Origin of the sequence: Kitasatospora sp. NPDC057940, from assembly GCF_042887425.1 — a bacterium.
Lineage (GTDB): Bacteria > Actinomycetota > Actinomycetes > Streptomycetales > Streptomycetaceae > Kitasatospora.
In genome coordinates, this window is the sequence record NZ_JBHVPH010000027.1 from 42,228 (window position 1) to 67,058 (window position 24,831).

20 protein-coding genes and 1 riboswitch are annotated in these 24,831 nt (G+C 71.5%); of the genes, 15 read left to right on the forward strand and 5 right to left on the reverse strand.

Annotated features, from left to right (window positions below; all coding sequences use genetic code 11):
• Positions 1-87: 87 nt before the first annotated feature.
• The 6 genes from ACFVTF_RS30715 to ACFVTF_RS30740 all read left to right on the forward strand — a co-directional run bounded on the left by ACFVTF_RS30715 (position 88) and on the right by ACFVTF_RS30740 (position 7,746).
• Complete coding sequence (locus tag ACFVTF_RS30715; RefSeq protein WP_387817552.1) at positions 88-1,398, forward strand: Ig-like domain-containing protein; 1,311 nt, start codon at positions 88-90, stop codon at positions 1,396-1,398.
• Between the two features lie 240 nt (positions 1,399-1,638).
• Entirely contained in the window at positions 1,639-2,847 is a 1,209-nt protein-coding gene (locus ACFVTF_RS30720) for an Ig-like domain-containing protein (RefSeq protein ID WP_387817554.1), read from the forward strand.
• Between the two features lie 338 nt (positions 2,848-3,185).
• Positions 3,186-4,424: an Ig-like domain-containing protein gene (locus ACFVTF_RS30725; RefSeq protein ID WP_387817555.1), complete on the forward strand. Its 1,239-nt coding sequence runs from the start codon at positions 3,186-3,188 to the stop codon at positions 4,422-4,424.
• A 290-nt stretch (positions 4,425-4,714) separates the two neighbouring features.
• The gene (locus ACFVTF_RS30730; RefSeq protein WP_244293363.1) at positions 4,715-5,212 is read left to right on the forward strand and encodes an ATP-binding protein; all 498 of its coding nucleotides are present in this window, start codon (positions 4,715-4,717) and stop codon (positions 5,210-5,212) included.
• Between the two features lie 657 nt (positions 5,213-5,869).
• Entirely contained in the window at positions 5,870-6,823 is a 954-nt protein-coding gene (locus tag ACFVTF_RS30735; RefSeq protein WP_371517086.1) for a DMT family transporter, read from the forward strand.
• 149 nt (positions 6,824-6,972) lie between these two features.
• Positions 6,973-7,746 carry a class I SAM-dependent methyltransferase gene (locus ACFVTF_RS30740; protein ID WP_387817556.1) on the forward strand — a complete coding sequence of 258 codons (774 nt, stop codon included), beginning with the start codon at positions 6,973-6,975 and terminating at the stop codon, positions 7,744-7,746.
• 257 nt (positions 7,747-8,003) lie between these two features.
• Here ACFVTF_RS30740 and ACFVTF_RS30745 read toward each other — a convergent pair whose 3' ends face one another.
• Positions 8,004-8,747: a TetR/AcrR family transcriptional regulator C-terminal domain-containing protein gene (locus ACFVTF_RS30745; RefSeq protein WP_387817557.1), complete on the reverse strand. Its 744-nt coding sequence runs from the start codon at positions 8,745-8,747 to the stop codon at positions 8,004-8,006.
• Between the two features lie 140 nt (positions 8,748-8,887).
• Here ACFVTF_RS30745 and ACFVTF_RS30750 point away from each other — a divergent pair, with 140 nt between their 5' ends.
• On the forward strand, positions 8,888-9,490 hold the full coding sequence (locus ACFVTF_RS30750; RefSeq protein ID WP_387817558.1) for an NADPH-dependent FMN reductase: 603 nt from the start codon (positions 8,888-8,890) through the stop codon (positions 9,488-9,490).
• A 15-nt stretch (positions 9,491-9,505) separates the two neighbouring features.
• Positions 9,506-11,152: an MDR family MFS transporter gene (locus tag ACFVTF_RS30755; RefSeq protein WP_387817559.1), complete on the forward strand. Its 1,647-nt coding sequence runs from the start codon at positions 9,506-9,508 to the stop codon at positions 11,150-11,152.
• Between the two features lie 122 nt (positions 11,153-11,274).
• Here ACFVTF_RS30755 and ACFVTF_RS30760 read toward each other — a convergent pair whose 3' ends face one another.
• The 4 genes from ACFVTF_RS30760 to gcvT all read right to left on the reverse strand — a co-directional run bounded on the left by ACFVTF_RS30760 (position 11,275) and on the right by gcvT (position 15,855).
• On the reverse strand, positions 11,275-12,642 hold the full coding sequence (locus ACFVTF_RS30760; protein WP_387817560.1) for an L-serine ammonia-lyase: 1,368 nt from the start codon (positions 12,640-12,642) through the stop codon (positions 11,275-11,277).
• A gap of 157 nt (positions 12,643-12,799) precedes the next feature.
• Positions 12,800-14,068 carry a serine hydroxymethyltransferase gene (gene glyA, locus ACFVTF_RS30765; protein WP_063347748.1) on the reverse strand — a complete coding sequence of 423 codons (1,269 nt, stop codon included), beginning with the start codon at positions 14,066-14,068 and terminating at the stop codon, positions 12,800-12,802.
• A gap of 93 nt (positions 14,069-14,161) precedes the next feature.
• Positions 14,162-14,536 (reverse strand): glycine cleavage system protein GcvH, encoded by a 375-nt coding sequence (gene gcvH, locus ACFVTF_RS30770; RefSeq protein ID WP_371517079.1) that lies wholly within the window; start codon positions 14,534-14,536, stop codon positions 14,162-14,164.
• A 197-nt stretch (positions 14,537-14,733) separates the two neighbouring features.
• The gene (gene gcvT, locus ACFVTF_RS30775) at positions 14,734-15,855 is read right to left on the reverse strand and encodes a glycine cleavage system aminomethyltransferase GcvT (protein WP_371517078.1); all 1,122 of its coding nucleotides are present in this window, start codon (positions 15,853-15,855) and stop codon (positions 14,734-14,736) included.
• A gap of 231 nt (positions 15,856-16,086) precedes the next feature.
• A riboswitch (glycine riboswitch) is annotated at positions 16,087-16,192 on the reverse strand.
• A 186-nt stretch (positions 16,193-16,378) separates the two neighbouring features.
• Between gcvT and ACFVTF_RS30780 the strand changes: the two genes are divergently transcribed.
• From ACFVTF_RS30780 to ACFVTF_RS30810, 7 genes are all read left to right on the forward strand, one after another.
• Positions 16,379-17,221: an enhanced serine sensitivity protein SseB C-terminal domain-containing protein gene (locus ACFVTF_RS30780; RefSeq protein ID WP_387817561.1), complete on the forward strand. Its 843-nt coding sequence runs from the start codon at positions 16,379-16,381 to the stop codon at positions 17,219-17,221.
• A gap of 117 nt (positions 17,222-17,338) precedes the next feature.
• The gene (locus tag ACFVTF_RS30785; protein WP_387817562.1) at positions 17,339-18,256 is read left to right on the forward strand and encodes an enhanced serine sensitivity protein SseB C-terminal domain-containing protein; all 918 of its coding nucleotides are present in this window, start codon (positions 17,339-17,341) and stop codon (positions 18,254-18,256) included.
• 442 nt (positions 18,257-18,698) lie between these two features.
• Entirely contained in the window at positions 18,699-19,688 is a 990-nt protein-coding gene (locus ACFVTF_RS30790; protein ID WP_350884655.1) for an ABC transporter permease, read from the forward strand.
• A 51-nt stretch (positions 19,689-19,739) separates the two neighbouring features.
• Entirely contained in the window at positions 19,740-21,515 is a 1,776-nt protein-coding gene (locus ACFVTF_RS30795) for an ABC transporter substrate-binding protein (RefSeq protein ID WP_387817563.1), read from the forward strand.
• Between the two features lie 100 nt (positions 21,516-21,615).
• Positions 21,616-22,626, forward strand: a complete 1,011-nt coding sequence (locus tag ACFVTF_RS30800) for an ABC transporter permease (protein WP_350884652.1) — start codon at positions 21,616-21,618, stop codon at positions 22,624-22,626.
• Complete coding sequence (locus ACFVTF_RS30805) at positions 22,623-23,693, forward strand: ABC transporter ATP-binding protein (RefSeq protein WP_371517074.1); 1,071 nt, start codon at positions 22,623-22,625, stop codon at positions 23,691-23,693. Before ACFVTF_RS30800 ends, ACFVTF_RS30805 begins: the two co-directional genes overlap by 4 nt.
• 34 nt (positions 23,694-23,727) lie before the next feature.
• A complete protein-coding gene (locus tag ACFVTF_RS30810) occupies positions 23,728-24,774 on the forward strand; it encodes an ABC transporter ATP-binding protein (protein WP_371517073.1) in 1,047 nt (348 codons plus the stop codon).
• The last annotated feature ends 57 nt before the right edge of the window (positions 24,775-24,831 follow it).

Below are 24,831 nucleotides of genomic sequence, written 5' to 3' on the forward strand. Positions count from 1 at the left end.
CGTTGCCGGCATCGGGCGTCCCCGGTGGCGGAGGCTCCCGGTACCGGACCTTCCCGGTACCGGACGTGGACAGTGGGAGGCCCCGGAATGCGGCGCCGAGGACGGGTGTGGGCGCGGCGGGCGGCGGCGGTGGCCTGGGGCCTCGCCGTCCTGACGGGGTGCGGCGGCTCCCCGGCGGCCCCCGCGCAGGACGCCGCCGGGCCCGGGGCGCACACCCCGCCCCCGCCGCCGTCCCGGGCGGTCGTCACGGCGCTGCCCGCCGACGGGGCCCAGGACGTGCCGCCGGAGGGCCCGGTCCGGGTGACGGCGGCGCAGGGCCGGCTGGTCACCGTCCGGCTGGCCGACACCAGGGGCACCGAGGTCCCCGGCACGATCGCCCCGGACGGCGCCGCCTGGACGCCCGACGGCCCGCTGCCGCTGGGCACCGCGTACACCCTGGACGCCGTCGCCGAGGACGACCAGGGCCAACGGGCGGCCCAGCACTCGGCGTTCTCCACGATGGCCCGGGCGCACACCTTCGTCGCCTTCTTCACCCCGGAGGACGGTTCCACCGTCGGTGTCGGCATGCCGGTGTCGCTGCGCTTCAGCCGGCCGATCACGGACCGGGCGGCGGTGGAGAGGGCCGTCCAGGTGAGCGCCGACCCGCCCGTCCCGGTGGCCGCGCACTGGTTCGGCAACCAGCGGCTGGACGTCCGCCCGCAGCAGTACTGGGCGGCCGGCACCAAGGTGACGGTGGCGCTGCGGCTGAAGGACGTGCAGGGCGCGCCGGGCGAGTTCGGCACCCAGACCAAGGACCTGCACTTCACCGTCGGCCGGGCCCAGGTCTCCACCGTCGACCTGGACGCGCACACCCTGACCGTCCGGGCAGGGCAGGGCGGCAAGGTGGTGCGGGTGCTCAAGGTGTCCGGCGGCAGCCGTGACCACTCCACCTACCGGGGCGTCATGGTGGTGTCGGAGAAGTACAAGGTGACCCGGATGAACTCGCAGACCGTCGGGATGGGCGACGAGTACGACATCAAGGACGTGCCGCACGCGATGCGGCTGACCAACTCCGGCACCTTCGTGCACGGCAACTACTGGGCGGACCCGGGGGTGTTCGGCACCGCCAACACCAGCCACGGCTGCATCGGCCTGGCCGACGCCAAGGGCGGGGCGAGCAAGGACTCCCCGGCGGGCTGGCTGTTCGAGCACACCGTTCCGGGGGACGTGCTGGAGGTGAAGGCCTCCGCGGGGGACTTCGTGCCGCCGCAGAACGGCCTCAACGGCTGGAACATGCCGTGGGAGCAGTGGGTGGCGGGCAGCGCCCTCGGGCCGGCTGCCGGGCCTGCGGTCGGGCCCGCGGTCGGGCCCTCGGCCGGGACCGCGGTCGACCCCGCCGCCGGCCCCGTCGCGCAGTAGTCGATCTTCACCGCCGATTCACCCCCGATCCACCCACCTCCCCCCGGGATCCGCTCGGACGGCCCGGCTATCCTGCTCCGGCGCGCCCTGGTCCGGCGCGAAAGATCGGCGTCCGGTGCAACTCATGGGGGCACTCAACGCGTCAAGAGAGTGGATACCGGGAGGGGAGAAAGCGTGAAGACGGGGAAGACGGCTGACGCCGCGATACGTACCACCAGCCGTTACGGGCGCAGGGGTGCGATGGCGTTGGTCATGGGCGGGGTGCTGCTGCTCACCGCGGCCTGCGGCGACGACAAGGGCGGGACGGGCGGCGGGGGCGACAACGCGGCGCCCGCGGCGACGGCGGGTGCGGGCGGGACGGCGGCCCAGGCGGGCGCGTCGGGCGAGCCGAAGGCCTCCGCCGCGGTGCTGGCCGTCGAGCCGAAGGACGGAGCCCAGGACGTCGCACCGAGCAACGCGTTGCAGGTGTCCGTCTCGAACGGCAAGCTCACCACGGTCGAGGTGACCGACAAGAACGGCAAGCCGGTCGACGGGGCGATCACTCCGGACGGCGTCGGCTGGAAGCCCGCCGCCGCGCTCACCGTCGGCATGGCGTACAAGGTGAACGCGCAGGCCAAGGACGCCGACGGCCTGGTGACCGCGTCCACCACGACGTTCACCACGCTGACGCCGGACAAGAAGGTCTCCACCAACGACAACATCAGCGACGGCGCCACCTACGGCGTCGGCATGATCGTCTCGGTGAACTTCAGCAAGACCGTCAAGAACAAGGACGCCGTCCTCAAGGGCATCACCTTCGAGACGAACAACGGCACCGAGGTGAAGGGTCACTGGTTCGGCGACAACCGGCTGGACTTCCGCCCGGCCGAGTACTGGAAGCCGGACACCAAGGTCACCATCAAGTACCGGCTGAAGAGCGTCGAGGTCGCCCCGGGCGTCTACGGCGACGTGGACAAGGACGAGCCGTTCACCATCGGCCGCTCCCAGATCGCCACCGCCGATGCCAAGGCGCACCAGATGACGATCGAGCGGGGCGGCAAGAGCACCACCGTGCCGGTCACCATGGGCGCGGAGGCCACGCCGTCCTGGAGCGGGACGATGGTGATCATGTCCAAGGAGAAGGTCACCCGGATGAACTCGCAGACCGTCGGCCTCGGCGGCGAGTACGACATCCAGGACGTGCCGCACGCGATGCGGCTGACCACCTCCGGCACCTTCGTGCACGGCAACTACTGGTCCAACGCGACCAATCCGTTCGGCAGGACCAACGCCAGCCACGGCTGCGTCGCGATGGTGGACGAGAAGGGCGGCAGCGACACCTCCGTCGCGGGCAAGTTCTTCAACGACTCGATGATCGGCGACGTGGTCAAGGTCGTGAACAGCAAGGAGAAGACCGTCGCGCCCTCCAACGGGCTCGGCGGCTGGAACATCGCCTGGGCGAACTGGTAGATCCTGCCCGCCGATTGACCGGATAGTCCCGGTTCGTCGCCGCGGTGCGGACGAGCGGCCCGATCCTCACCCGTTGGGGTCGGGCCGTTCGCGTTTTCGCAGCGCACCGGGCCCCGGATGGCGCAACCTTTCCGGAGGCCGGCGCGTGTAGTGGTCGGGTCCGTGGTGTGCGCGGGGTTTTGTGCGGGGCTCCGGGTCGTGGGGTTTCGGCCCGCGGGGTTCGGTTCGCGGGTTTCGGCCCGCGGGGTTCGGTTCGCGGGTTTCGGCCCGCGGGGTTCGGTCTGTGGGTTTCGATCCGCGGGTTTCGGTTCGTGGGGTTTCCGAGGGAGGGATCGACGTTGAGGTCGATACGCAGAGTGGTGGCCGTCGGCCTGGTGGGCGGCGCGATGGCGCTGACGGCCGCGTGCGGCGGCGGGAGTGGCGGGAGCGGTAACGGGGGCGGGAGCGCGGCCAAGGCGGACCTGGGGGCCGGAACGGCCGCCGGAACGGCCTCCCCGGGCGCCGCGGCGGCGAGCAGCGCGGCGCCGAAGGTGTCTCAGGCCGTGGTGAACATCGAGCCCAAGCCCGGCACGGTGGACGTCGCGCCCGACGCGCTCAAGGTCGGCGCGACCGGCGGCAAGCTCACCACCGTCAAGGTCAGTGACAAGACCGGCGCGGAGGTGCCCGGCACCATCGCCGCCGACGGCTCCAGCTGGACCCCGTCGGCCGGCCTCGCCGTGGGCAGCACCTACCAGGTCAGCGCGATGGCCGCGGACGCCAACGGCGTGGTCGCCAGCGCGGACAGCAACTTCTCCACGCTGACGCCGACGGCCCTCGCGAAGGCCGCCGACAACGTGGACAACAACGCGACGTACGGCGTCGGCATGATCGTCTCGGTGAACTTCAGCAAGGACGTCAAGAACAAGGACGTCGTCGCGAAGGGCATCACCTTCGAGACCGACAACGGCACCGTGGTCAAGGGCCACTGGTTCGGCAACCGCCGGCTGGACTTCCGCCCCGAGCAGTACTGGAAGTCCGGCACCAAGGTGACCGTGCACTACCGCCTCAAGAGCGTCGAGATCGCCCCTGGGGTGTACGGCACCGACCGGGACGAGCCCTTCACGATCGGGCGATCTCAGATTTCGACGGTTGACGCCGCCGCGCACAGGATGACCGTCGAACTGGACGGCAAGCCGTCGGACATCGACATCACCTCCGGCTCGCCCGAACACCCGACCTGGAACGGCACGATGGTCGTCATGTCCAAGGAGGGCGTGGTGCGGATGCAGTCCAGCACCCTCCCCGGCATGAGCGGCTCCCCGTACGACCTCCAGGTGCCGCACTCGATGCGGCTCACCGACAGCGGCACCTACCTGCACGGCAATTACTGGAGCAAGCTCATCGGCGAGGACAACGTCAGCCACGGCTGCGTCGCCCTCAAGGACGTCGAGGGCGGCGGCGAATCCACCTCGATGGGCAAGTTCTACGCCGGCTCGCTCGTCGGCGACGTGGTGGTCGTGAAGAACTCCACCAAGAAGGAGACCCTCGACCCGGCGAACGGCCTGAGTGGCTGGAACGTGCCCTGGAGCGCCTGGTAGGCCGACCGGTAGCCGCCCTGGTCGGGGCGGTTCCGTGGCAACCCGGGATTGACGGCGGACGCGTCCCGGGTTGCCTGCTCCCCACCCTCGCCCCACCTGCCGTCGGCCCCTTCCGGACCCCCTCCGGGCCCCCGCCTGGCACTCTTCGCGGGGTCTCCTTGCACGCGGCATATGCCGACTCGGAGGAGATCGTTTGCTCATTGTCCGTACGCGGCCGCTTGCGTTCCGCAATGATGGACCGCATGGCGGGTTGGGGCGAAACAGATCAGTCATCAGTTCCCGGGGCCGGATTGGTCGCCGAGGCGTCGTGGATCGATGTCCAGGGCGCGCTGGCGGCGCTGGAGCGGCTCAGCTCGGAGGAACTGGAGGAGATGTATTGCGGCAGGCTGAGCGATCAGTCCGTGCCGAACGAGGTACGACTGCCGTCCCGGCCGGAGACCGGCCCGGTGGCCCGCCGACTGGTGCTGTCGGTCCTGGAGTCCTGGGACCTCCACCAGCACCTGGAGGCCGGTGAGTTACTCACCAGCGAACTGGTCTCCAACGCCGTCCGGCACGCCGCCGGGCGCACCATCGGACTCCAGGTGATCCGCAAACCGGGCTGGCTCCGCGTCGAGGTCCGCGACTCCTCCCGGGCGCTGCCCTGCATGATCCTCGCCGAGCCGAAGCCGGTGACCGAGCGGGGGCGGGGTCTGCGGGTCATCGACGACCTGGCCGACCGCTGGGGCGCCGACCTGCTGCCGCGCGGCAAGGGCGTCTGGTTCGAACTGAAGGTCCGCGAGCGGCACTGACCGTTCCGGGCTTCCCGGGTTGGTCTTTCTTGGCTTTCCGGGCCGTCCGGCCGTCCGGGTCATCCTGGTCGTCCTAGTCGTCCGGGTCTTCCCGGGAAAACGCGCAGGGCCCCCGAAGTCGCCGTGGTCCGGCGGATGGGGGCCCCTGCAAGTCATCGCGCCGGCCAAGGGGGTGCGTGCCGCGCGATGGGCGTCGGCCGTGCCAGGTCGGGCCAGCCGAAGTCTCCACGCCCAGGCCGGCGTGCTGTGCCGCCCGCCGTTGGGCTGCTTCGACTATCGCACGGATCTCAGCATGTGGGCAAACCAGGTGGCTTTGATTGAAAGGTTTGTAACCTAGTTCACCTTTGGATTTTGCATAGGTTCACGCTGTTGCCTGTGAATATTCACCATCCTCGCTGTTGGGCCTCCGGTGCTTCGTCGCCCGGCCGCCAATTCCTCCGTACACCCAGCCACGCCGGAACTGCCGGGTAGCATCAGGCCCGTGAACCTGTACTGGCACGTCGTACTGCCACCGCTCAGCGCCTGACCGGGCGCACACGCCGGTGGCTCGCCCCCCGCGCTCCCTGCTGCGGCCCCCTTCGGCCGCCGGGGGCTGCCGTGTGTGCCCGGTGCGAAACCAACTCCCTTGACGGTCTTCGACGACGGAAGTTCACGACTGTGCCGAACCGCACCTCCACGCCCGTGCCCACCCGGCCCGCCTCCTCCGCCACCGCCCGCCGCACCAGCCCGCTCGGCGGTCCGGTCCCGATCCTGGTCGCCGCACTGCTGTGGGGCACCACCGGGACGGCCAGCTCCCTCGCACCCGACGGCGCCCCTTCGGCGGGCATCGGCGCCGCCGCGCTGGTCCTCGGCGGGCTCCTCCTCTTCCTCTCCACCCGCAGCGCCCGCGCGCTGCCCCGGGCCTGCGGCCGCCGGGAGCGGTGGCAACTCGCCGTCGGCGCCGTCGCGGTGGTCGGCTACCCGGTCACCTTCTACCCGGCGGTGACCCGCGCCGGGGTGGCGGTGGCCACCGTGATCGCCCTGGGCAGTGCCCCCGTCTTCGCCGGCCTGCTCGGCTGGATCACCCGGCAGGGGCGGCCGAGCGGCCGGTGGGCCGGTGCCACGGTGACGGCGGTCGTCGGCTGCGCCGTCCTGGTGCTGGGCCCCGAACTCACCGGCGGCGGCGCGGCGGTGGACGCCGTGGGGGTGGGGCTGGCCGCGCTCTCCGGCCTCTCGTACGCCGTGTACTCGCTCATCGGCGGGAGGCTCATCTCGCGCGGGCACCCGTCCGCCGGGGTGATGGGGGCGATGTTCGGCGCGGCCGCGCTGCTCGTCCTGCCGGTGCTGTTCCTCGGCGACCTGCAGTGGCTCGCCTCGCCGCGCGGCGCGGCGGTGGTGCTCCACCTCGCGGTGATCACCACCTTCCTCGCCTACCGCCTCTTCGGCCACGGCCTGCGCCGCACCTCCGCCCAGACCGCCACCACCCTCACCCTCGCCGAACCCGCCGTCGCCGCCCTCCTCGGCGTCGCCGTCCTCGGTGAACGCCTCCCCGCCGCCTCCTGGTGCGGCCTCGCCATCCTCGCCGCGGGCCTCGCCATCCTCACCGTGCCCATGGGTGCCCGCCGCCGCTGACCCGCGGGTGGCCCCACGCGCAGGAAGTCGGACGGGCCGACTTCCTGCGCAGGTGCCGTTCGGCGGTCGGCGGGCCAACACGCGGTGCCTCACCCGCTCTTGCGCCGAACCGCTTGCCGCCGGGCGCCCCGCTTGGTGGGCTTGACCGCATGGAAGAGACCACGGACAGCCGACCGCAGGCGACGTACGACCGCATCGGGGTCGGCTACCGCGCCATCCGCCGGCCCGATCCCCGACTGCACGCCCTGATCGGTTCCGCCCTCCAGGGGGCCCGGTCGGTGGTGAACGTCGGTGCGGGCGCCGGATCCTACGAACCCGAGGGCGCCGACGTCATCGCCGTCGACCCCTCCCAGGTCATGCTCGACCAGCACCCGGGGCGCCGGAAGGTCAAGGCCGGAGCCGAGCAACTGCCCTTCCCGGACGGCTCCTTCGACGCGGCGATGGCCGTCCTGACCGTCCACCACTGGCCGGATCCGGAACGGGGCCTCGCGGAGCTGCGGAGGGTCGCCCGGCGGCAGGTCGTCTTCACCTGGGACCCGGCCCACCGTCCGCAGCTGTGGCTGCTGGAGGAGTACCTGCCCGAGATCCGGGAGCTGGAGGAGAGCCGCTTCACACCGCTGGCCCAGGTCGTCGACGCGCTGGACGCGCACACCGTGCTGCCCTTCCCCGTCCCGCACGACTTCACGGACGGTTACCAGATCGCCTACTGGCGGCGGCCCGAGTTCTACCTCGACCCGGTCGTCCGGCGGGCCAGCTCGACCTTCGCCCAGTTGCCGGCCGCGGTGGTGCAGCCGGCGATCGACCGCTTGCGCGCCGACCTCGAATCCGGCGCCTGGCACCGCCGCCATGCCGAACTCCTCGACCAGGAGCGCATGGACTACGGGTACCGGCTGCTCATCGCGGGGGAGGTCTCCTCGGAGTAGGAAGTCGGCGGGGCCGACTTCCTGCGCGCGGGGCCGGGATCGAGCGTCCGAGTGGGTTCGGGGAAAATATATCGACCGGTCTACATAGGGAGCGTTCGTGGGGGGCGGGGCGCGCAGGAAGTCGGACGGGCCGACTTCCTGCGCAAGGGGGGCGCGGGGGTGCGGTGAAGAAGTAGACCGGTCTGCATATTCCGCGCGTGGAAGGTAGACCGGTCTACATAATTTCCCCCACCCGCCGGAGGCCCGGGGCGGCGCCTTTAGATGCCGAGGTGGGTGGCGATGCCGGTGAGGACGCAGTCGAGGCCGGTTTCGAACTGCCAGGTGGGGTCGTCCTTGCGGGTGGCCTCGTGGAGGTAGCGCTGGTAGGTGGGGTAGCGGCCGGTGTCCATCAGGAAGGACATCCGGGGGGCGAGGCCGGCGCGGGTCTCGTCGCCGTCGGACCAGCCGTGTTCGCGCTGGAGGGTGCGCAGGGCGAGCTCGGCGGCGACGGAGCCGTGGACGTAGCCGGTGACGGTGCGGAAGACCGCCATGGTGGTGTCGGCGTCCAGGCCGTGGTCGGCGAGGGCGGCGAAGGCGCGTTCGGGGATGGCGAGCTGGTTCGGGGTGAGGGGGACGGCGCCGGCGCGGACGATCCACGGGTGGGCCAGGTTCATGGCGCGCAGGTGGAGCGCCAGGGTGCGCATGGTGTCGCGCCAGCCGCTGGAGGGAGTGTCCAGGGGGAGTTCGCCGTGGACGAAGTCGACCATCAGGTCGATGAGTTCGTCCTTGCCGGAGACGTACCGGTAGGCGGCCATCGGGGCGACGCCGAGGGTGGTGGCGAGCCGGCGCATGGTGACGGCGTCGAGGCCTTCGGCGTCGGCGATCGCGACCGCGGCCTCGGCGATCCGGTGCGGGGTGAGGGTGGTGCGCGGCGCGGGGGCCGGGCGGGCGAGGCGCTCCCAGAGTGAGGCCTGGGGCTTGGTCTGGTCGTCGTCTCCGGCGGGGGCCTGCTGGGCGGGCATGACGGCGGGCTCCTTCCGGCTGGGGCTCCCACCGTACCACCCGGCGTGTACGGCGTATTGGAAGTAGACGGCGTACGCGCCGGTGTGTACGTTGTATCTGGCAGATACGTTGTACACATCGTCCCGGAGGGGGAACATCCATGGCCAAGGACGTTTCGGAGAAGAGCCTGAAGATCGCGGTCGTCGTCGGCAGCACCCGGAGCGGCCGGTTCGCGCCCGTCGTCGCCGACTGGCTGCTCGGCCACCTCGGTGCGCGCGGCGACATGACCGCCGATCTGGTCGATCTGGTCGAGACCCCGCTGCCGACCACCTTCCCGTCCTTCGGTGGTGAACTGGAGCCGGGCGCGGCCGAGTTGCTCGCCGCCGTCACACCCCGACTGGACGCCGCCGACGCCTTCGTGGTCGTCACGCCCGAGTACAACCACAGCTTCCCGGCCCCGCTGAAGAACGCCATCGACTGGCACAACAGCCAGTGGCACGGCAAGCCGGTCGGCTTCGTCTCCTACGGCGGCCTCTCCGGCGGTCTGCGCGCCGTCGAGCAACTGCGGGTGGTGCTCGCCGAGTTGAACGCCATGACGATTCGCAACACGGTCAGCTTCCACGGCGCCGCCCAGTGCTTCGACGCCGACGGCAAGCCGCTCGACCCGGCCGCCGACGTCGCCGCCAAGAGCATGCTCGACCAACTCGCCTGGTGGGCGGAGGCGTTGCGCGACGCCCGGCGCGTCCGCCCGTTCGCGGCCTGACCGGGCGGCGCAGGCGTGACCACCTCCGGTGAGAGCGCGACCGCCTCCGGTGCGGGCGTGGACACCCCCGACGAAGGGGCGACCGCCCCCGGCGAAGGGGCAACCACCTCCGGCGAAGGGGCGACCGCGCCCGGCGAACGCCCGAAGCCGCCGCTGCTCGGCATCGTCGGGCTGATGCTCGGCATCTTCCTCTCGGCCCTCGACGGGCAGATCATCGGCACCGCGCTGCCGACCATCGTCGGCGACCTCGGCGGCCTGGACCAGCTCTCCTGGGCGGTCACCGCCTACCTGCTCACCTCCGCCGCCGCCACCCCGCTCTGGGGCCGGCTCGGCGACCTGTACGGGCGCAAGGGCGCGTACCAGTGGGCGGTGCTGCTGTTCCTGGCCGGCTCGGCGCTGTCCGGACTGTCCCGGAACATGGGCGAGTTGATCGCCTTCCGGGCGGTCCAGGGGGTCGGCGCCGGCGGGCTGATGGTCGGCGCGCTCTCGGTGATCGGGGTGCTCCTCCCGGCCGGCGACCGGGGGCGGGTGCAGTCGGTGATCGGGGTGCTGATGCCGATCGCCTTCGTCGGCGGACCGCTGCTCGGCGGCTTCCTCACCGACCGGCTGAGCTGGCGCTGGGCGTTCTACGTCAACCTGCCGGTGGGCCTGTTCGCGCTGGCGGCGGTCGGCCTCGGCGTCCGGCTGCGGACCGAACGCGTCCGCGCGCCGTTCGACTGGGCCGGGGTGGTCCTGCTGACCGTCGGTATCCTCTCCCTCACCCTGATCGGCAGCTGGGGCGGCGTCACCTACTCCTGGACCTCGCCCCAGGTCCTCGGCGCGGCGGCCGTCGCGGCGGCGGCACTCGCCTGGTTCGCCCGGGTGGAGCGGCGGGCGCCCGGACCGCTGATCCCGCCCGCCCTGTTCCGCGACCGCAACTTCACGGTCGCCCAGATCCTCGGCTTCCTCACCGGCGCGGTGATGCTCGCCCTGGTCGGCTACCTGCCGCAGTACCTGCAGTTCGTCCAGGGCGCCTCACCGACCACCGGCGGCCTGCTCCTGCTGCCGCTGATGCTCGGCATGATGGGCGCCCAACTCCTCACCGCCCGGTTGATGGGCGGGCCCGGGGGCGAGCGGCGCTACCCGCTGATCGGCGGCGTTCTGGCGCTCGTCGGCGCGGCGCTGCTGCTGCTCCTCGGCACCGGCACCCCGACGGCCGTGGCCTCCGGGCTCACCGCCGTCGCGGGGGTGGGGATCGGCCTGTTGATGCAGAGCACCATGCTGACCTCGATGGGCGCCGTCCGGCCCCGGGACATGGGCGCCGCGATGGGGGTGGTCACCCTGCTCCGCAGCATCGGCGGCTCGCTCGGCATGGCGGCGCTCGGCGCGGTCTACGCGGCCCGGATGACGGACGTCCTCACGGAGCGGCTCGGCGCCGACCAGAGCGCCCGGCTGACCGGCGGCGGGCTGACCCCCGCCGCGCTCACCGGGCTGCCGGCCGGGGTTCGGGACGCGGTGGGGGAGGCGGTCACCGGCGGCCTGCACGGCGCCGTGGTCGGCGGGGTGGTCCTGGCCGCCATGGCCACCGCCGTCGCCTGCCTGGCCCGCCCGAACCCGGGCGGGGGCGCGCCCGACGAGCAGGGGTCCCGGGACGGCGCGCCGACCGCGGCGCCGGCGGGCTGAACCCCGTACGCCGCCGCGAGGGGCGGCAGGAGGGACACCCCGGAACGCCCCGGGACGCCGAGAGCCCCGGAACGCCGAGAGCCCCCGGACGGGTCCGGGGGCTCAGGCGACAGCGGGTGTGATCAGCACTCGATGACGTTGACGGCGAGGCCGCCGCGTGAGGTCTCCTTGTACTTGATCTTCATGTCGGCGCCGGTCTCCTTCATCGTCTTGATCGCCTTGTCGAGCGAGACGTGGTGCCGGCCGTCGCCGCGCAGGGCCATCCGGGCCGCGGTGACGGCCTTGACGGAGGCCATGCCGTTGCGCTCGATGCAGGGGATCTGGACGAGGCCGCCGACCGGGTCGCAGGTGAGGCCGAGGTTGTGCTCGATGCCGATCTCGGCGGCGTTCTCGACCTGTTCGGGGGTGCCGCCGAGGACCTCGGCGAGGCCGCCGGCGGCCATCGAGCAGGCGGAGCCGACCTCGCCCTGGCAGCCGACCTCGGCGCCGGAGATGGAGGCGTTCTCCTTGAAGAGCATGCCGATGGCGCCGGCCGCGAGGAGGAAGCGGACGATGCCGTCCTCGTCGGCGCCCGGGATGAAGTTCAGGTAGTAGTGCAGGACGGCGGGGATGATCCCGGCCGCGCCGTTGGTCGGCGCGGTGACCACCCGGCGGCCGGAGGCGTTCTCCTCGTTGACCGCCATCGCGTAGAGGGTCACCCACTCCATCGCGTTGGCCGGGCCGATGCCCTCGGCGCGCATCGCGCGGGCGGCCGCGGCGGCGCGGCGGCGGACCTTGAGGCCACCGGGCAGGATGCCCTCGCGGGACATGCCGGCCCGCACGCACTCCTGCATGACCTGCCAGATCTCCAGCAGCCCGGTCCGGATCTCCTCCTCGGAGCGCCAGGCCTTCTCGTTCTCCAGCATCAGGCCGGAGATCGACAGCCCGGTCTCCCGGGTGAGCCGCAGCAGCTCCTCGCCGGTGCGGAAGGGGTAGCGCAGCGCGGTGTCGTCGGGCTTGACCCGGTCCGCGCCGATGGCGTCCTCGTCGACGACGAAGCCGCCGCCGACCGAGTAGTAGGTCTTCTCCAGCAGCGTGGAGCCGTCCGCCGCGTACGCCCAGATGGTCATGCCGTTGGCGTGGTACGGCAGCGAGCGGCGGCGGTGCAGGACCAGCTGGGTGCCCGGGTCGAAGTCGATCGGGTGGGTGCCGAGGAGGTTGAGCCGCTTCTCGGCGGTGATCCGCTCGACGTCCTTGTCCGCCTGGTCGACGTCGACCGTGCGGGGGGAGTGGTTCTCCAGGCCGAGCAGGACGGCCTTCGGGGTGCCGTGGCCGTGGCCGGTGGCGCCCAGCGAGCCGTACAGCTCGGCGCGCACGCTCGCCACCTGGGCGAGCAGGTCCTCGGACCGCAGGCGCCGGGCGAACATCCGGGCGGCGCGCATCGGGCCGACGGTGTGGGAGCTCGACGGGCCGATGCCGATGGAGAAGAGGTCGAAGACGCTGAGGGCCACGGGGGACGTCCTTGTCTGTCTCGTGGAAGGACTGGCGGGCGGGGGACGACACGGGTCGGGGCACCGCGCGCACTGTCCAGTGTGCGCGGTGCCCCGGGATCCCAGGTGCCGCGGCGGGGTGAGGCCGGTCACCCCGCCCGAACGATCACCGAGGTGATCAGAGGTTCGGGTAGAGCGGGTACTTCTCGGCCAGCGCGGTGACGCGGGCCTTGAGCGCGGTGGCGGCGTCCTCGTCGAAGGCGGGCTTGAGCGCCTCGGCGATGATGTCGGCGACCTCGCGGAAGTCCTCGGCCTGGAAGCCGCGGGTGGCGAGCGCGGGGGTGCCGATGCGCAGGCCGGAGGTGACCATCGGCGGCCGCGGGTCGTTCGGGACGGCGTTGCGGTTGACCGTGATGCCGACCTCGTGCAGGCGGTCCTCGGCCTGCTGGCCGTCGAGCTGGCTGTTGCGCAGGTCGACCAGGACCAGGTGCACGTCGGTGCCGCCGGACAGCACCGAGGCGCCGGCCTCGGCGACGTCGGCCTGGAGCAGGCGCTCGGCGAGGATCTTGGCGCCCTCCAGGGTGCGCTGCTGGCGCTCCTTGAACTCCTCGGACGCGGCGACCTTGAAGGCGACGGCCTTGCCGGCGATCACGTGCTCCAGCGGACCGCCCTGCTGGCCGGGGAACACCGCGGAGTTGATCTTCTTGGCGTACTCGGCCTTGGACAGGATGACACCGCCGCGCGGGCCGCCCAGGGTCTTGTGGGTGGTGGTGGTGACCACGTCCGCGTACGGCACCGGGTTGGGGTGCAGACCGGCGGCGACCAGGCCGGCGAAGTGCGCCATGTCCACCATCAGCAGCGCGCCGACCTCGTCGGCGACCCGGCGGAACGCGGCGAAGTCCAGCTGGCGGGGGTAGGCGGACCAGCCGGCGATGATCAGCTTCGGCTGGTGCTCCTTGGCCAGGCGCTCGACCTCGGCCATGTCGACCTGGCCGGTCTTCTCGTCCACGTGGTACGCGACCACGTTGTAGAGCTTGCCGGAGAAGTTGATCTTCATGCCGTGGGTCAGGTGACCGCCGTGGGCCAGGTTCAGGCCCAGGATGGTGTCGCCCGGCTTGATCAGCGCGAACATCGCGGCGGCGTTGGCCTGCGCGCCCGAGTGCGGCTGGACGTTGGCGTGCTCGGCGCCGAACAGGGCCTTGATGCGGTCGATCGCGATCTGCTCGACCACGTCGACGTGCTCGCAGCCGCCGTAGTAGCGGCGGCCGGGGTAACCCTCGGCGTACTTGTTGGTGAGCACCGAGCCCTGGGCCTCCATGACCGCCACCGGGGCGAAGTTCTCGGAGGCGATCATCTCCAGGGTGGTCTGCTGGCGGTGCAGCTCGGCGTCGACCGCGGCGGCGATCTCCGGGTCGAGGGAGTGCAGGGACTGGTTCAGAACCGTCATGGTGTGGTCTTCCCGGGAGGAGAGAGACGGGAGCAGAGAGGGGGGAGCCTGGCGGGGCGGCCGCCGCGCTGCGGCCGCCCCGTCACGAGCGGGTCAGCCGCCGATGAAGGCGGTGTACTCGTCCGCGCTGAGCAGCTCGTCGGTGGACTCCACCTGGACCTTGAACAGCCAGCCGCCCTCGAACGGGGCGCTGTTGACCAGGCTGTTGTCGTCCAGGACGTCCTGGTTGATCTCGACGATCTTCCCGGTCACCGGGGAGAACAGGTCGCTGACCGACTTGGTGGACTCCAGCTCGCCACAGGACTCGCCCGCGGTCACGTCGTCGCCGACCTCGGGCAGCTGCACGTAGACGATGTCACCGAGCGCGTCGGCCGCGTGGGCGGTGATGCCGACCGTGGAGACACCGCCCTCGATGGCGGTCAGCCACTCGTGCTCCTTGGTGTACTGCAGGTGCTGGGGGTTGCTCATGGCGTCATTCTCCAGGATGGGAAGCGGGTACGACGAAGCGGGCCGCCGCACGGACGGCTTCGACGTGGATCAGGCGTGGATCAGGCGTGGTCCGGGCACGGTCCAGGCCCGGGTCGGACCTGGGCCTGGCGTGGCCCGAGCCCGGGTCGGGCATGGTGCGGGCCCGGGTCCACGGGGTCTACGGGGAGGGCCGGGCCTCAGCGGGCGCGCTTGTAGAACGGCAGCGCCACGACCTCGACCGGCTCGTGCTTGCCGCGCACGTCCACCGCGACGGTGGTGCCGGGGGCGGCGTGGGCCGCGTCCACGTAGGCGATCGCGATCGGCCGGCCCAGGGTCGGGGACGGGGCGCCCGAGGTGATCCGGCCGATCGGGGCGCCGTCGGCGGAGACCACGGTGTACTCGGCGCGCGGGACGCGCTTGCCCTCGGAGACCAGGCCGACCAGCACCCGCGGCGGGTTGGCCTCGGCCTCGGCGGCGGCCTTCTCCAGCGCCTTGCGGCCGACGAAGGTGCCCTCGTTGGTGGTCTTGTCGAAGCGCACGACCCGGCCCAGGCCCGCGTCGAACGGGGTCAGGTCGGTGGAGAGCTCGTGCCCGTACAGCGGCATGCCGGCCTCCAGGCGCAGCGTGTCGCGGCAGGACAGGCCGCACGGGACCAGGCCGCGGCCCTCGCCGGCGGCGGTCAGCGCCTGCCAGACCCCCTCGGCGTCGCCCGGGTTGCAGAAGATCTCGAAGCCGTCCTCGCCGGTGTAGCCGGTCCGGGCGAGCAGCACGTCGCGGCCGGCGACCTGGGCCGGGAGGATCGCGTAGTACTTCAGGCCGGGCAGGTCGGCGTCGGTGGTCCCGGCCAGGATCGCGGTGGCCTCCGGGCCCTGGACGGCGATCAGCGCGTAGGTGTCGCGGTCGTCCGTGACGACGGCGTCGAAGCCCTTGGCACGGGCGATCAGCTCGTCCAGCACCAGCTGGGCGTTGGAGGCGTTGGCGACGACCAGGAAGGCGTCCTCGCGCAGGCGGTAGACGATCAGGTCGTCCAGGATGCCGCCGTCCTCGGCGCAGATCATGGTGTAGCGGGCGCGCAGCACGCCCAGGGCGGAGACGAAGCCGACCAGCGCGTGGTCCAGCATCTCGCCGGCCTGCGGGCCGGTGACGGTGATCTCGCCCATGTGGGAGAGGTCGAACAGCCCGGCCCGGGTGCGGACGGCGAGGTGCTCCTCGCGCTCGCTGCCGTAGCGCAGCGGCATGTCCCAGCCGGCGAAGTCGGTCATGGTCGCGCCGAGGGCGCGGTGCAGCGCGTCGAGCGCGGTGAGGCGGAGGGACGACATGGCCTGGAACTCCTCGGTCGGGGCACTCATGGGTGCACGCGCCGGAACCGGACCCGCTCGGGGACCGACCCTGCGCGCGGGCATGCGGCGGCGTGGGTCTCCCCATCTGTCGTCGAACCTGAGAGCTTCACCGCCCACGCGCCCGCAGCTGTTTCCAGCATCCAGGACAGCATGGTGGCTTGCACCGTGGGTGGGCGCGCGACAGGGCCGTGCGCCACTTTCCAGATGTGCCTAACCCGTGCGGTAAGGGGGCCTGAGAGATTCCGGGGAGGAGTTGCTCCTTCGGCGCCGGCTGTGCCGCCTGACGGGGCACTCCGGGCTCTCCCGCGCGGGTTCGAGCGGCCGGTATGGAGTTGTCGGTCCGCCGGCGCGCCGCGCCGTCGAACGCGCACATCATGGCACGTCCGCGCCGACGGCGGGAGAGGGGACCCGGTCACACCCCGCCACCACGGACGCAGCCCTAGACTGCTGCGCGTCGGCGCAGCAGAGGGCGGCCGACCGGCAGAGGGCGGATCAGGCGCGCATGGGGTACCCGGTGGAGCAGCAGCAGGGGTGGGGCGGGCCGGAGTCGGCGCTGCCGGGCGGCGGGTGGCCGGCCAACGAGCTGGAGCAGGTGCTGACCGCCGCGCTGGGCGACCCGGGTGCGACGCCGCGGGTGATCGAGGTGCTGGCCCGCAGCCAGGTGTGGATCCCGCTGCCGGCCGGCGGCGACCCGCAGGGGCCCGCGCTGGACCTGCCGACCATCGAACTGGCCGGCGAGCCGTACGTGCCGGTGTTCTCCTCGCAGGAGGTGTTCCTGCGGCAGGCGCCGGGGATGGCCTTCGCGGTGGCGCCGGTCTGGGAGTTCGCCCGCGGGCTGCCGCTGGGCGTGGGCATCGCGGTCAACCCGGAGGCGGCGGTGGGCATCCCGGTGCCGCCGCAGGGTGTGGCGGAGCTGCGGCGCGGCCCGCGCGAGGAGCGCCTGGCCGACCAGGAGCAGGGCCGGAACCAGGGTCCGAACCAGGACCAGGGGCAGGGCCCGGAGGCGCCGACCGGTGGCCGGGTGGCGCTGCGCGAGCCGGTGCCGGGGGAGGACCCGGAGCACTTCCTGGCCGCCTGCCGGGCCGAACTGTCCGCCCTGCCCGGAGTGCTGACCGCACGCCGGGCGCTCGCCAGCATCGAGGGCGAGCCGACCGTGATGTTCGTGGGCGTCCAGCTGGACCAGACGGCCCCGGCCGACCCGGGTGCGGTGAACGAGGCGCTCGGCCGAGCGCTGGGAACCGCGCCGCTGCCGGGGGGCGTCCACCTCGTACTGCTCGATCTCGCCGATGACCCGGTGGTCGAGTGGCTGCTCACCCGGGTACTCCCTTTCTACGCGCGGGGTTGAGCGGGGTTCGTATCGGAGGCACGTCGCCGTGGCGGTGGCCGGTGCCGCGCCATAGGGTGCGTGCAGACGGCCGACGGACCGGCAGGCTTGAGGAAAGAGGCGCGGCGAGGTGGGCGCATGAGTGCGGGAGCGGTAGCGGGCGGTGCACCGGGGCCCTGGGGCCAGGCACCCGCCGGGCGCCCCGGAGCGGATCCGGGCGCGCTGGAGCGCGCCCTGCGCGAGGTCGCGCCGGAGCGCTACGAGGCGTACGAGCAACTGCTGCACGCACTGGCCGACGGCCAGGTCTGGATGCTGCTGTGGCACGGCACGCCGGGCAGCGCCGACGCCCAGTACGGGAACATGGAGATCAGCGGCCACGGCTACGCGCCGGCCGTCACCTCGTCCGAGCAGCTGGCGTCGTCCGGCTGGGCGCGGGCCCACGAGGTCATCTCCGGGCGGGAGATCGCCGCTTCGCTGTACCGGACCCGCTGGGGCCTGTGGCTCAACCCGCACGCGCCCGGCGGCGGGGTCGGGGTGCCCTGGGCGGACCTGCGGCGGATCGCCGCGGGCCTGGACCGGCTGCCGGCCGGGCCGTTGAAGCTGAGCGAGCCGCAGCTGAACGCCCAGCCGTTCTTCGCGCTGCTGGAGCGGCAGGCCGGTGAGGTGCGCGCGGTGCGGGCGCTGCGCCGGGCCTGGGTGCAGCCGGCCGTGGGGGAGCCGTACCTGGCGATCGGCCTGGAGCTGTACGAGAGTTCACCGCCGGCGGTGGAGGCCGTGCGGGCGCTGATGCAGCGGGCGATCGCGGTGGCCCCGGAGGGGCTGGCGGTGTCCACGGTGGCGATGGCGGACGAGTACGACCCGGTGGCGCTGTGGATGCGGGCCCATGCGCGCCCGTTCTTCGACCGGGAGGCGGGGCGGCCGCCGACCGGCCCGTACCCGCCGGTGCCGCCTCCGCCGTACCCCGCGCAGCAGGGGCCGGGCTACGGCTACGGCACGCAGCAGCCCGGCTGGACCGGACAGCCGCAGCAGCCGTGGCCCGGATACCCGGGGCGCTGACAACCAAAACCTTTCTCCAGAAGCCGACTTGATCTTGCATCAGGTCGGCTTCGATGCTTTCCGGGCGAACTTCCGGCCGTTACCGTCGATCACCTTGACACGCCAGTTGCACCCGTGTGAAGAGGGATATGCCGAAGACGTAGGAGGTGCATGCGCACAGATCACAGTTGGGCATCTGTCGGTTGTCAGGGCTGGCGCAAGCCAGTTCGGATGGCAGAGAGTTCTGCGCAACGCACCGCGCGTACTGGGAACCCCACGAAGGTGAACGCGCACGCCGACCGCCAGAACCACGCGAAGCCCATCCCGCGTTGGGGCAGTACCCGTGCACGACGTACTGCCGCGAACACCCGTTCCAAGCACCTCCGCACGTCCGCAGCCGTACCGCCGAACCGGTGACCGGCGCCCGTGGGCCGGCCACCGTCGGCGAGGGGACCAACTGACCATGACCGCACCCATCGCAACCACCGGGAACGAACCGGAGGCACCCGCCCCCGCGAGCCCGGCCAAGAAGATCGAGGGCCGCTCCCTCGGCCAGATCGCCTGGACCCGCTTCAAGCGCGACAAACTCGCCGTCGCCGGCGGCGTCGTGGTGATCCTGCTGATCCTGCTGGCCGTACTGGCCAAGCCCATCGAGGCCCTGTTCGGCCTCGACCCCGACGCCCTGAACCAGGACCTGCTCGACGCCAACCTGGGCGGCATCCCGCTCGGTGACTGGGGCGGGATGAGCTGGGACCACCCGCTCGGCGTCGACCCCCTCCAGGGCCGTGACCTGCTCTCCCGCGTGATCGAGGGCTCCTGGGTCTCCCTGCTGGTCGCCTTCGGCGCGACCCTGCTGTCGAACACGATCGGCACCGTGCTCGGTGTCATGGCCGGCTACTACGGCGGCTGGGTGGACACCGTGATCAGCCGCATCATGGACGTCTTCCTCGCCTTCCCGCTGCTGCTCTTCGCCATCGCGATCTCGACCTCGCTGCAGGGCGGCGCGTTCGGCCTGCACGGCCTCCCGCTGCACATCATGGTGCTGATCTTCGTGATCGGCTTCTTCAACTGGCCCTACATGGGCCGGATCGTGCGCGGACAGACGCTGTCGCTGCGCGAACGGGAGTTCGTCCACGCGGCCCGCAGCCTGGGCGCCCGAGGCCCGTTCATCCTGTTCAAGGAACTGCTGCCGAACCTGGTCGGTCCGATCCTGGTCTACTCGACCCTGCTGATCCCGACCAACATCCTCTTCGAGGCCGGCCTCAGCTTCCTCGGCGTCGGCATCCAGCCGCCGCAGGCCTCCTGGGGCGGGATCCTCCAGGACGCGATCAAGTACTACCAGGTGGACCCCCAGTACATGGTGGTCCCCGGTCTGGCGATCTTCCTCACCGTGCTCGCCTTCAACCTGCTCGGCGACGGGCTGCGTGACGCCCTCGATCCCAAGAGCAACTGACGCAACGTCAGGCCCTCCCTCCTTCCCATCCTCAAGGGGTTGATCTCACCCATGCGCAGGTCCCGTACCGTCGCCCTGACCGCGGCGGCAGCCGCCGCGGTCCTGATCGTGACCGGCTGCACCTCCGGCAGCAAGGGCTCCGGCTCGTCCTCCTCCGCCAGCGGCAGCAGCGCCGGTGGCGGCGGTGCCGACGCCGCCACCAAGGGCATCGTCAACGCCTCGGACAAGAAGGGCGGGACGGTCACCTACGAGATGAAGGGCGCCCCGGACTCCTTCGACCCGGGCAACACGTACTACGCCTACATCTACAACTTCTCGCGCCTGTACGGGCGTCCGCTGACCACCTTCGCCCCGGGCGCCGGCTCGAACGGCAACAAGCTGGTCCCGGACCTCGCCGAGAGCCTGGGCAAGGTCAGCGCGGACGGCCTGACCTGGACGTACAAGCTGCGCGCGGGCCTGAAGTTCGACGACGGCACCCCGATCAGCTCGAAGGACGTCAAGTACGCCGTCGAGCGCTCCAACTTCGCGCCGGACGTGAACTCCAACGGCCCCACCTACTTCCACGACCTGCTGGTCGACAACGAGACCCCGTACCAGGGCCCGTACAAGGACAAGACCGGTGGCCTGAACTCGATCGAGACGCCGGACGACCAGACCATCGTCTTCCACCTGAAGCAGCCGTTCGCGGACTTCGACTACCTGGTCGGCTCCCCGCAGACCGTGCCGGTCCCGCAGGCCAAGGACGACGGCGCCGGCTACGTGAAGCACGTGGTCGCCTCGGGTGCCTACAAGTTCGAGTCCTACGAGGACGGCAAGCAGCTCACCCTGGTGCCGAACACCAACTGGGACCCGAGCACCGACCCGATCCGCAAGCAGCTCGCGGACAAGATCGTGGTCCGGATGGGCATGGAGCAGTCCACCATCGACAAGGACCTGATCGCGGGCAACGCCCAGGTCGACCTGGTCGGCAGCGGCGTCGACCCGCAGACCCAGGCGCAGATCCTGCAGAACCAGAAGCTCAAGGCGAACACCGACAACGCCTACGGCGGCCGCCTGGCGTACGTCGCGATCAACAGCAAGGTCGCGCCGTTCGACAACCTGGAGTGCCGCAAGGCCGTCCAGTACGCGATCGACAAGGTCTCCGTGCAGACCACGCTCGGCGGCCCGATCCGCGGCCAGATCGCCAACACGGTGATCCCGCCGGACGTCCCGGGCCACCAGGACTTCAACACCTGGTCGACCAACGGCAACAAGGGTGACGAGGCCAAGGCCAAGGACGCCCTCAAGGCCTGCGGCAAGCCGGACGGCTTCAGCACGGTGATCACCGCCCGCACCGAGCGCGACCCGGAGGTCCAGGCCGCGACCGCGATCCAGGCGGCGCTGAAGAAGATCAACATCAACGTCGAGATCCAGAAGTACGCGCAGGGCAAGTACTTCTCGGACGCCGCCGGTGTCCCGCAGTTCACCCAGGACCACAACATCGGTCTGATGATGATGCAGTGGAGCGCCGACTGGCCGACCGGCTACGGCTTCCTGCAGCAGATCTCCGACGGCCGCGCCATCAAGGCCTCCGGCAACAGCAACCTGGCCCAGCTGAACGACCCCGAGGTCAACAAGCTGCTCGACGACGCGATCACCAACACCGACCAGTCGGCGCGCGAGAAGATCTACGGCCAGATCGACAAGAAGATCATGGACCAGGCGGTCTACGTCCCGCTGACCTACTTCAAGGTCTTCCTGTACCGCCCGGACAACGCCACCAACCTGATGTCCACCTCGGGCTTCTCGGGTGAGTACGACTACCTGAACATCGGCACCACCAAGTAAAGAGCCTGGCTCCACATCCCTGAAGGCAGGTGAAGGCAGCGGCCGCCCGCCGCCGTCCGGAAGACCCCGGACGGCGGCGGGCCGCCGGAGCCGCCCAACTGTGTTTGCCTACATCATCCGCAGGATCTTCGCGGCCGTCGTACTGCTGCTGGTGGTCAGCGCTGTCACCTTCGCGATCTTCTTCCTGCTCCCGCGCATCGCCGGCGAGACCACCGACCAACTGGCCACGCAGTACGTCGGGAAGAACCCCTCCCCCGAGGCGATCGCCGCGGTCAAGAAGAACCTCGGGTTCGACCAGCCGCTGTACACCCAGTACTGGAACTTCCTCAAGGGCCTGGTCAGCGGCGCCGAGTACAAGTTCGGCCCGGACCCGGTCACCTGCCACGTCCCGTGCTTCGGCTACTCCTTCAAGAACCACCTGGAGGTCTGGCCCGAGCTGATCAAGCGCGTCCCGATCACCCTCTCGCTCGCCGTCGGCGCGGCCGTGCTCTGGCTGGTCTCCGGCGTCGCCACCGGCGTCGTCTCCGCGCTCAAGCCGCGCTCGGTCTTCGACCGGATCGCCATGGGCATCTCCCTCGCCGGCGTCTCGCTGCCGGTCTTCTTCACCGGCGCGGTGCTGCTCACCCTGTTCAGCTACGAGTGGCCGATCCTGGACAACCTCCAGTACGTCGACTTCGCCGACGACCCGCTGATGTGGGCCCGCAACCTGATCCTCCCGTGGATCTCGCTGGCCTTCCTCTACTCGGCGCTCTACGCCCGGCTCACCCGCGCCGGAATGCTGGAGACCATGAGCGAGGACTACATCCGCACCGCCCGGGCCAAGGGCCTGGTCGAGCGCAAGGTCGTCGCCCGGCACGGACTGCGCGCCGCGCTGACTCCCGTCATCACCATCTTCGGCATGGACCTCGGTCTGCTCCTCGGCGGCGCCCTCATCACCGAGCAGGTCTTCTCGCTCCAGGGCGTCGGCGCCTTCGCCGTCCAGGCGATCGCCGACAACGACCTGCCCAAGATCCTCGGCGTCACCCTGCTCGCCGCCTTCTTCATCGTCGCCTGCAACCTCGTGGTCGACCTCCTGTACGCACTCGTCGACCCCCGGGTGAGGCTCTCGTGACCGAGCTCCAGAAGACCGAGGCGGTCGCCGCCCAGGCCCCGTCCGGCGACCCCTTCCTCTCCGTCCGCGACCTGCGGATCCACTTCGACACCGACGACGGCCTGGTCCGCTCGGTGGACGGGGTCAGCTTCGACCTGCACAAGGGCCGCACCCTCGGCATCGTCGGCGAGTCCGGCTCCGGCAAGTCCGTCACCTCGCTCGGCATCATGGGCCTGCACCGCACCAAGCGGGCCCGGATCACCGGCGAGATCCGGCTGGACGGCGAGGACCTGATCGCGGCCGGCCCCGAACGGGTGCGCCAACTGCGCGGCCGCGAGATGGCGATGATCTTCCAGGACCCGCTGACCGCGATGCACCCCTACTACACCGTCGGCGCGCAGATCGTCGAGGCGTACCGGGTGCACCACCCCCAGGCGTCCAAGAAGCAGGCCCGGGCCCGCGCGGTCGAGATGCTCGACCGGGTCGGCATCCCGCAGCCCGACCGCCGGGTGGACGACTACCCGCACCAGTTCTCCGGCGGCATGCGCCAGCGCGCCATGATCGCCATGGCGCTGGTCAACGACCCCTCGCTGCTGATCGCCGACGAGCCCACCACCGCCCTGGACGTCACCGTCCAGGCGCAGATCCTGGACCTCATCCGCGACCTCCAGGACGAGTTCGGCTCGGCCGTCATCATCATCACCCACGACCTCGGGGTGGTCGCCGAACTGGCCGACGACATCCTGGTCATGTACGGCGGCAAGTGCATCGAGCGCGGCCCCGCCGAGACCCTCTTCGACGCGCCCGAACACCCCTACACCTGGGGCCTGCTGGGCTCCATGCCGCGCCTGGACCGCGAACTCCAGGACCGCCTCGTCCCGGTCAAGGGCACCCCGCCCAGCCTGATCAACGTGCCGTCCGGCTGCGCCTTCCACCCGCGCTGCCCGTACGCCGACCGGACCGGCGGGCGCTCCACGAGCGAGCTCCCGGTGCTGGCCGAAGCCGCGCCCGGCCACCACGCGGCCTGCCACCTCCCGGCCGCCGAACGGCACCGCATCTTCGCCGAAGAGATCGCGCCCCGGCTGTGAGCCCGGCCTCGTACCACCTTTCTGGAGAGAACCGATGACGGACACTCAGGCGGCAACGGCCACCGCGCCCGCGCCCGCCCCCGACCGCGAGCCGCTGCTCCGGGTGACCGGCCTGACCCGGCACTTCCCGATCCGCGGCGGACTGCTGCGCCGCCAGACCGGTGCGGTGCGGGCCGTCGACGGCATCGACTTCACCGTCAACGCCGGTGAGACGCTCGGGGTCGTCGGCGAGTCCGGCTGCGGCAAGTCGACGATGGGCCGACTGGTCACCCGGCTCGACGAACCGACCGGCGGGAAGGTCGAGTTCGAGGGCACCGACATCACCCACCTGGGCGTCGGCGCGATGCGGCCGCTGCGCCGCGACATCCAGATGATCTTCCAGGACCCGTACTCCTCGCTCAACCCGCGGCACACCGTCGGCACCATCGTCGGCGCGCCGTTCCGGCTGCAGAAGGTGGAGCCCGAGGGCGGCACCAAGAAGGCCGTCCAGGAGCTGCTGGAACTGTGCGGGCTCAGCCCCGAGCACTACAACCGCTACCCGCACGAGTTCTCCGGCGGCCAGCGCCAGCGCATCGGCATCGCCCGGGCGCTCGCCCTCCGGCCGAAGATGATCATCGCGGACGAGCCGGTCTCCGCCCTGGACGTCTCCATCCAGGCCCAGGTGGTCAACCTGCTGGACGACCTCCAGCGCGAACTCGGCCTGACCTACCTGATCATCGCGCACGACCTCTCGGTGGTCCGGCACGTCTCGGACCGGGTCGCGGTGATGTACCTCGGCAAGATCGTCGAGATCGCCGACCGCGACTCCCTCTACGCGAGCCCGCTGCACCCGTACACCAACGCGCTGATGTCCGCGGTGCCGGTGCCCGACCCGCGCCGGCGCCAGCGGGCCGGCCGCGAGCGGATCCTGCTCACGGGCGACGTCCCCTCGCCGATCAACCCGCCCAGCGGCTGCCGCTTCCGCACCCGCTGCTGGAAGGCCCAGGACGTCTGCGCGAGCCAGGAGCCGCCGCTGACGGCGCTGAAGACCGGGCACGAGGTGGCGTGCCACTTCCCCGAGTCGGGCGAGGGGAACGCCTGACCGGCGCTGCCCGCACGCACGATGCGCCGCACCGGAACACCGGCTTCATCAGCCGGT

Excerpts from the sequence above, each read along its gene's own strand:
- ACFVTF_RS30715 (WP_387817552.1), top strand. The coding sequence starts at position 88 with ATGCGGCGCCGAGGACGGGTGTGGGCGCGGCGGGCGGCGGCGGTGGCC.
- ACFVTF_RS30720 (WP_387817554.1), top strand. The coding sequence starts at position 1,639 with ATGGCGTTGGTCATGGGCGGGGTGCTGCTGCTCACCGCGGCCTGCGGC.
- ACFVTF_RS30740 (WP_387817556.1), top strand. The coding sequence starts at position 6,973 with ATGGAAGAGACCACGGACAGCCGACCGCAGGCGACGTACGACCGCATC.
- ACFVTF_RS30745 (WP_387817557.1), bottom strand. The coding sequence starts at position 8,747 with ATGCCCGCCCAGCAGGCCCCCGCCGGAGACGACGACCAGACCAAGCCC.
- ACFVTF_RS30750 (WP_387817558.1), top strand. The coding sequence starts at position 8,888 with ATGGCCAAGGACGTTTCGGAGAAGAGCCTGAAGATCGCGGTCGTCGTC.
- glyA (WP_063347748.1), bottom strand. The coding sequence starts at position 14,068 with ATGACGGTTCTGAACCAGTCCCTGCACTCCCTCGACCCGGAGATCGCC.
- gcvH (WP_371517079.1), bottom strand. The coding sequence starts at position 14,536 with ATGAGCAACCCCCAGCACCTGCAGTACACCAAGGAGCACGAGTGGCTG.
- gcvT (WP_371517078.1), bottom strand. The coding sequence starts at position 15,855 with ATGTCGTCCCTCCGCCTCACCGCGCTCGACGCGCTGCACCGCGCCCTC.
- ACFVTF_RS30780 (WP_387817561.1), top strand. The coding sequence starts at position 16,379 with ATGGGGTACCCGGTGGAGCAGCAGCAGGGGTGGGGCGGGCCGGAGTCG.
- ACFVTF_RS30785 (WP_387817562.1), top strand. The coding sequence starts at position 17,339 with ATGAGTGCGGGAGCGGTAGCGGGCGGTGCACCGGGGCCCTGGGGCCAG.
- ACFVTF_RS30790 (WP_350884655.1), top strand. The coding sequence starts at position 18,699 with ATGACCGCACCCATCGCAACCACCGGGAACGAACCGGAGGCACCCGCC.
- ACFVTF_RS30795 (WP_387817563.1), top strand. The coding sequence starts at position 19,740 with ATGCGCAGGTCCCGTACCGTCGCCCTGACCGCGGCGGCAGCCGCCGCG.
- ACFVTF_RS30810 (WP_371517073.1), top strand. The coding sequence starts at position 23,728 with ATGACGGACACTCAGGCGGCAACGGCCACCGCGCCCGCGCCCGCCCCC.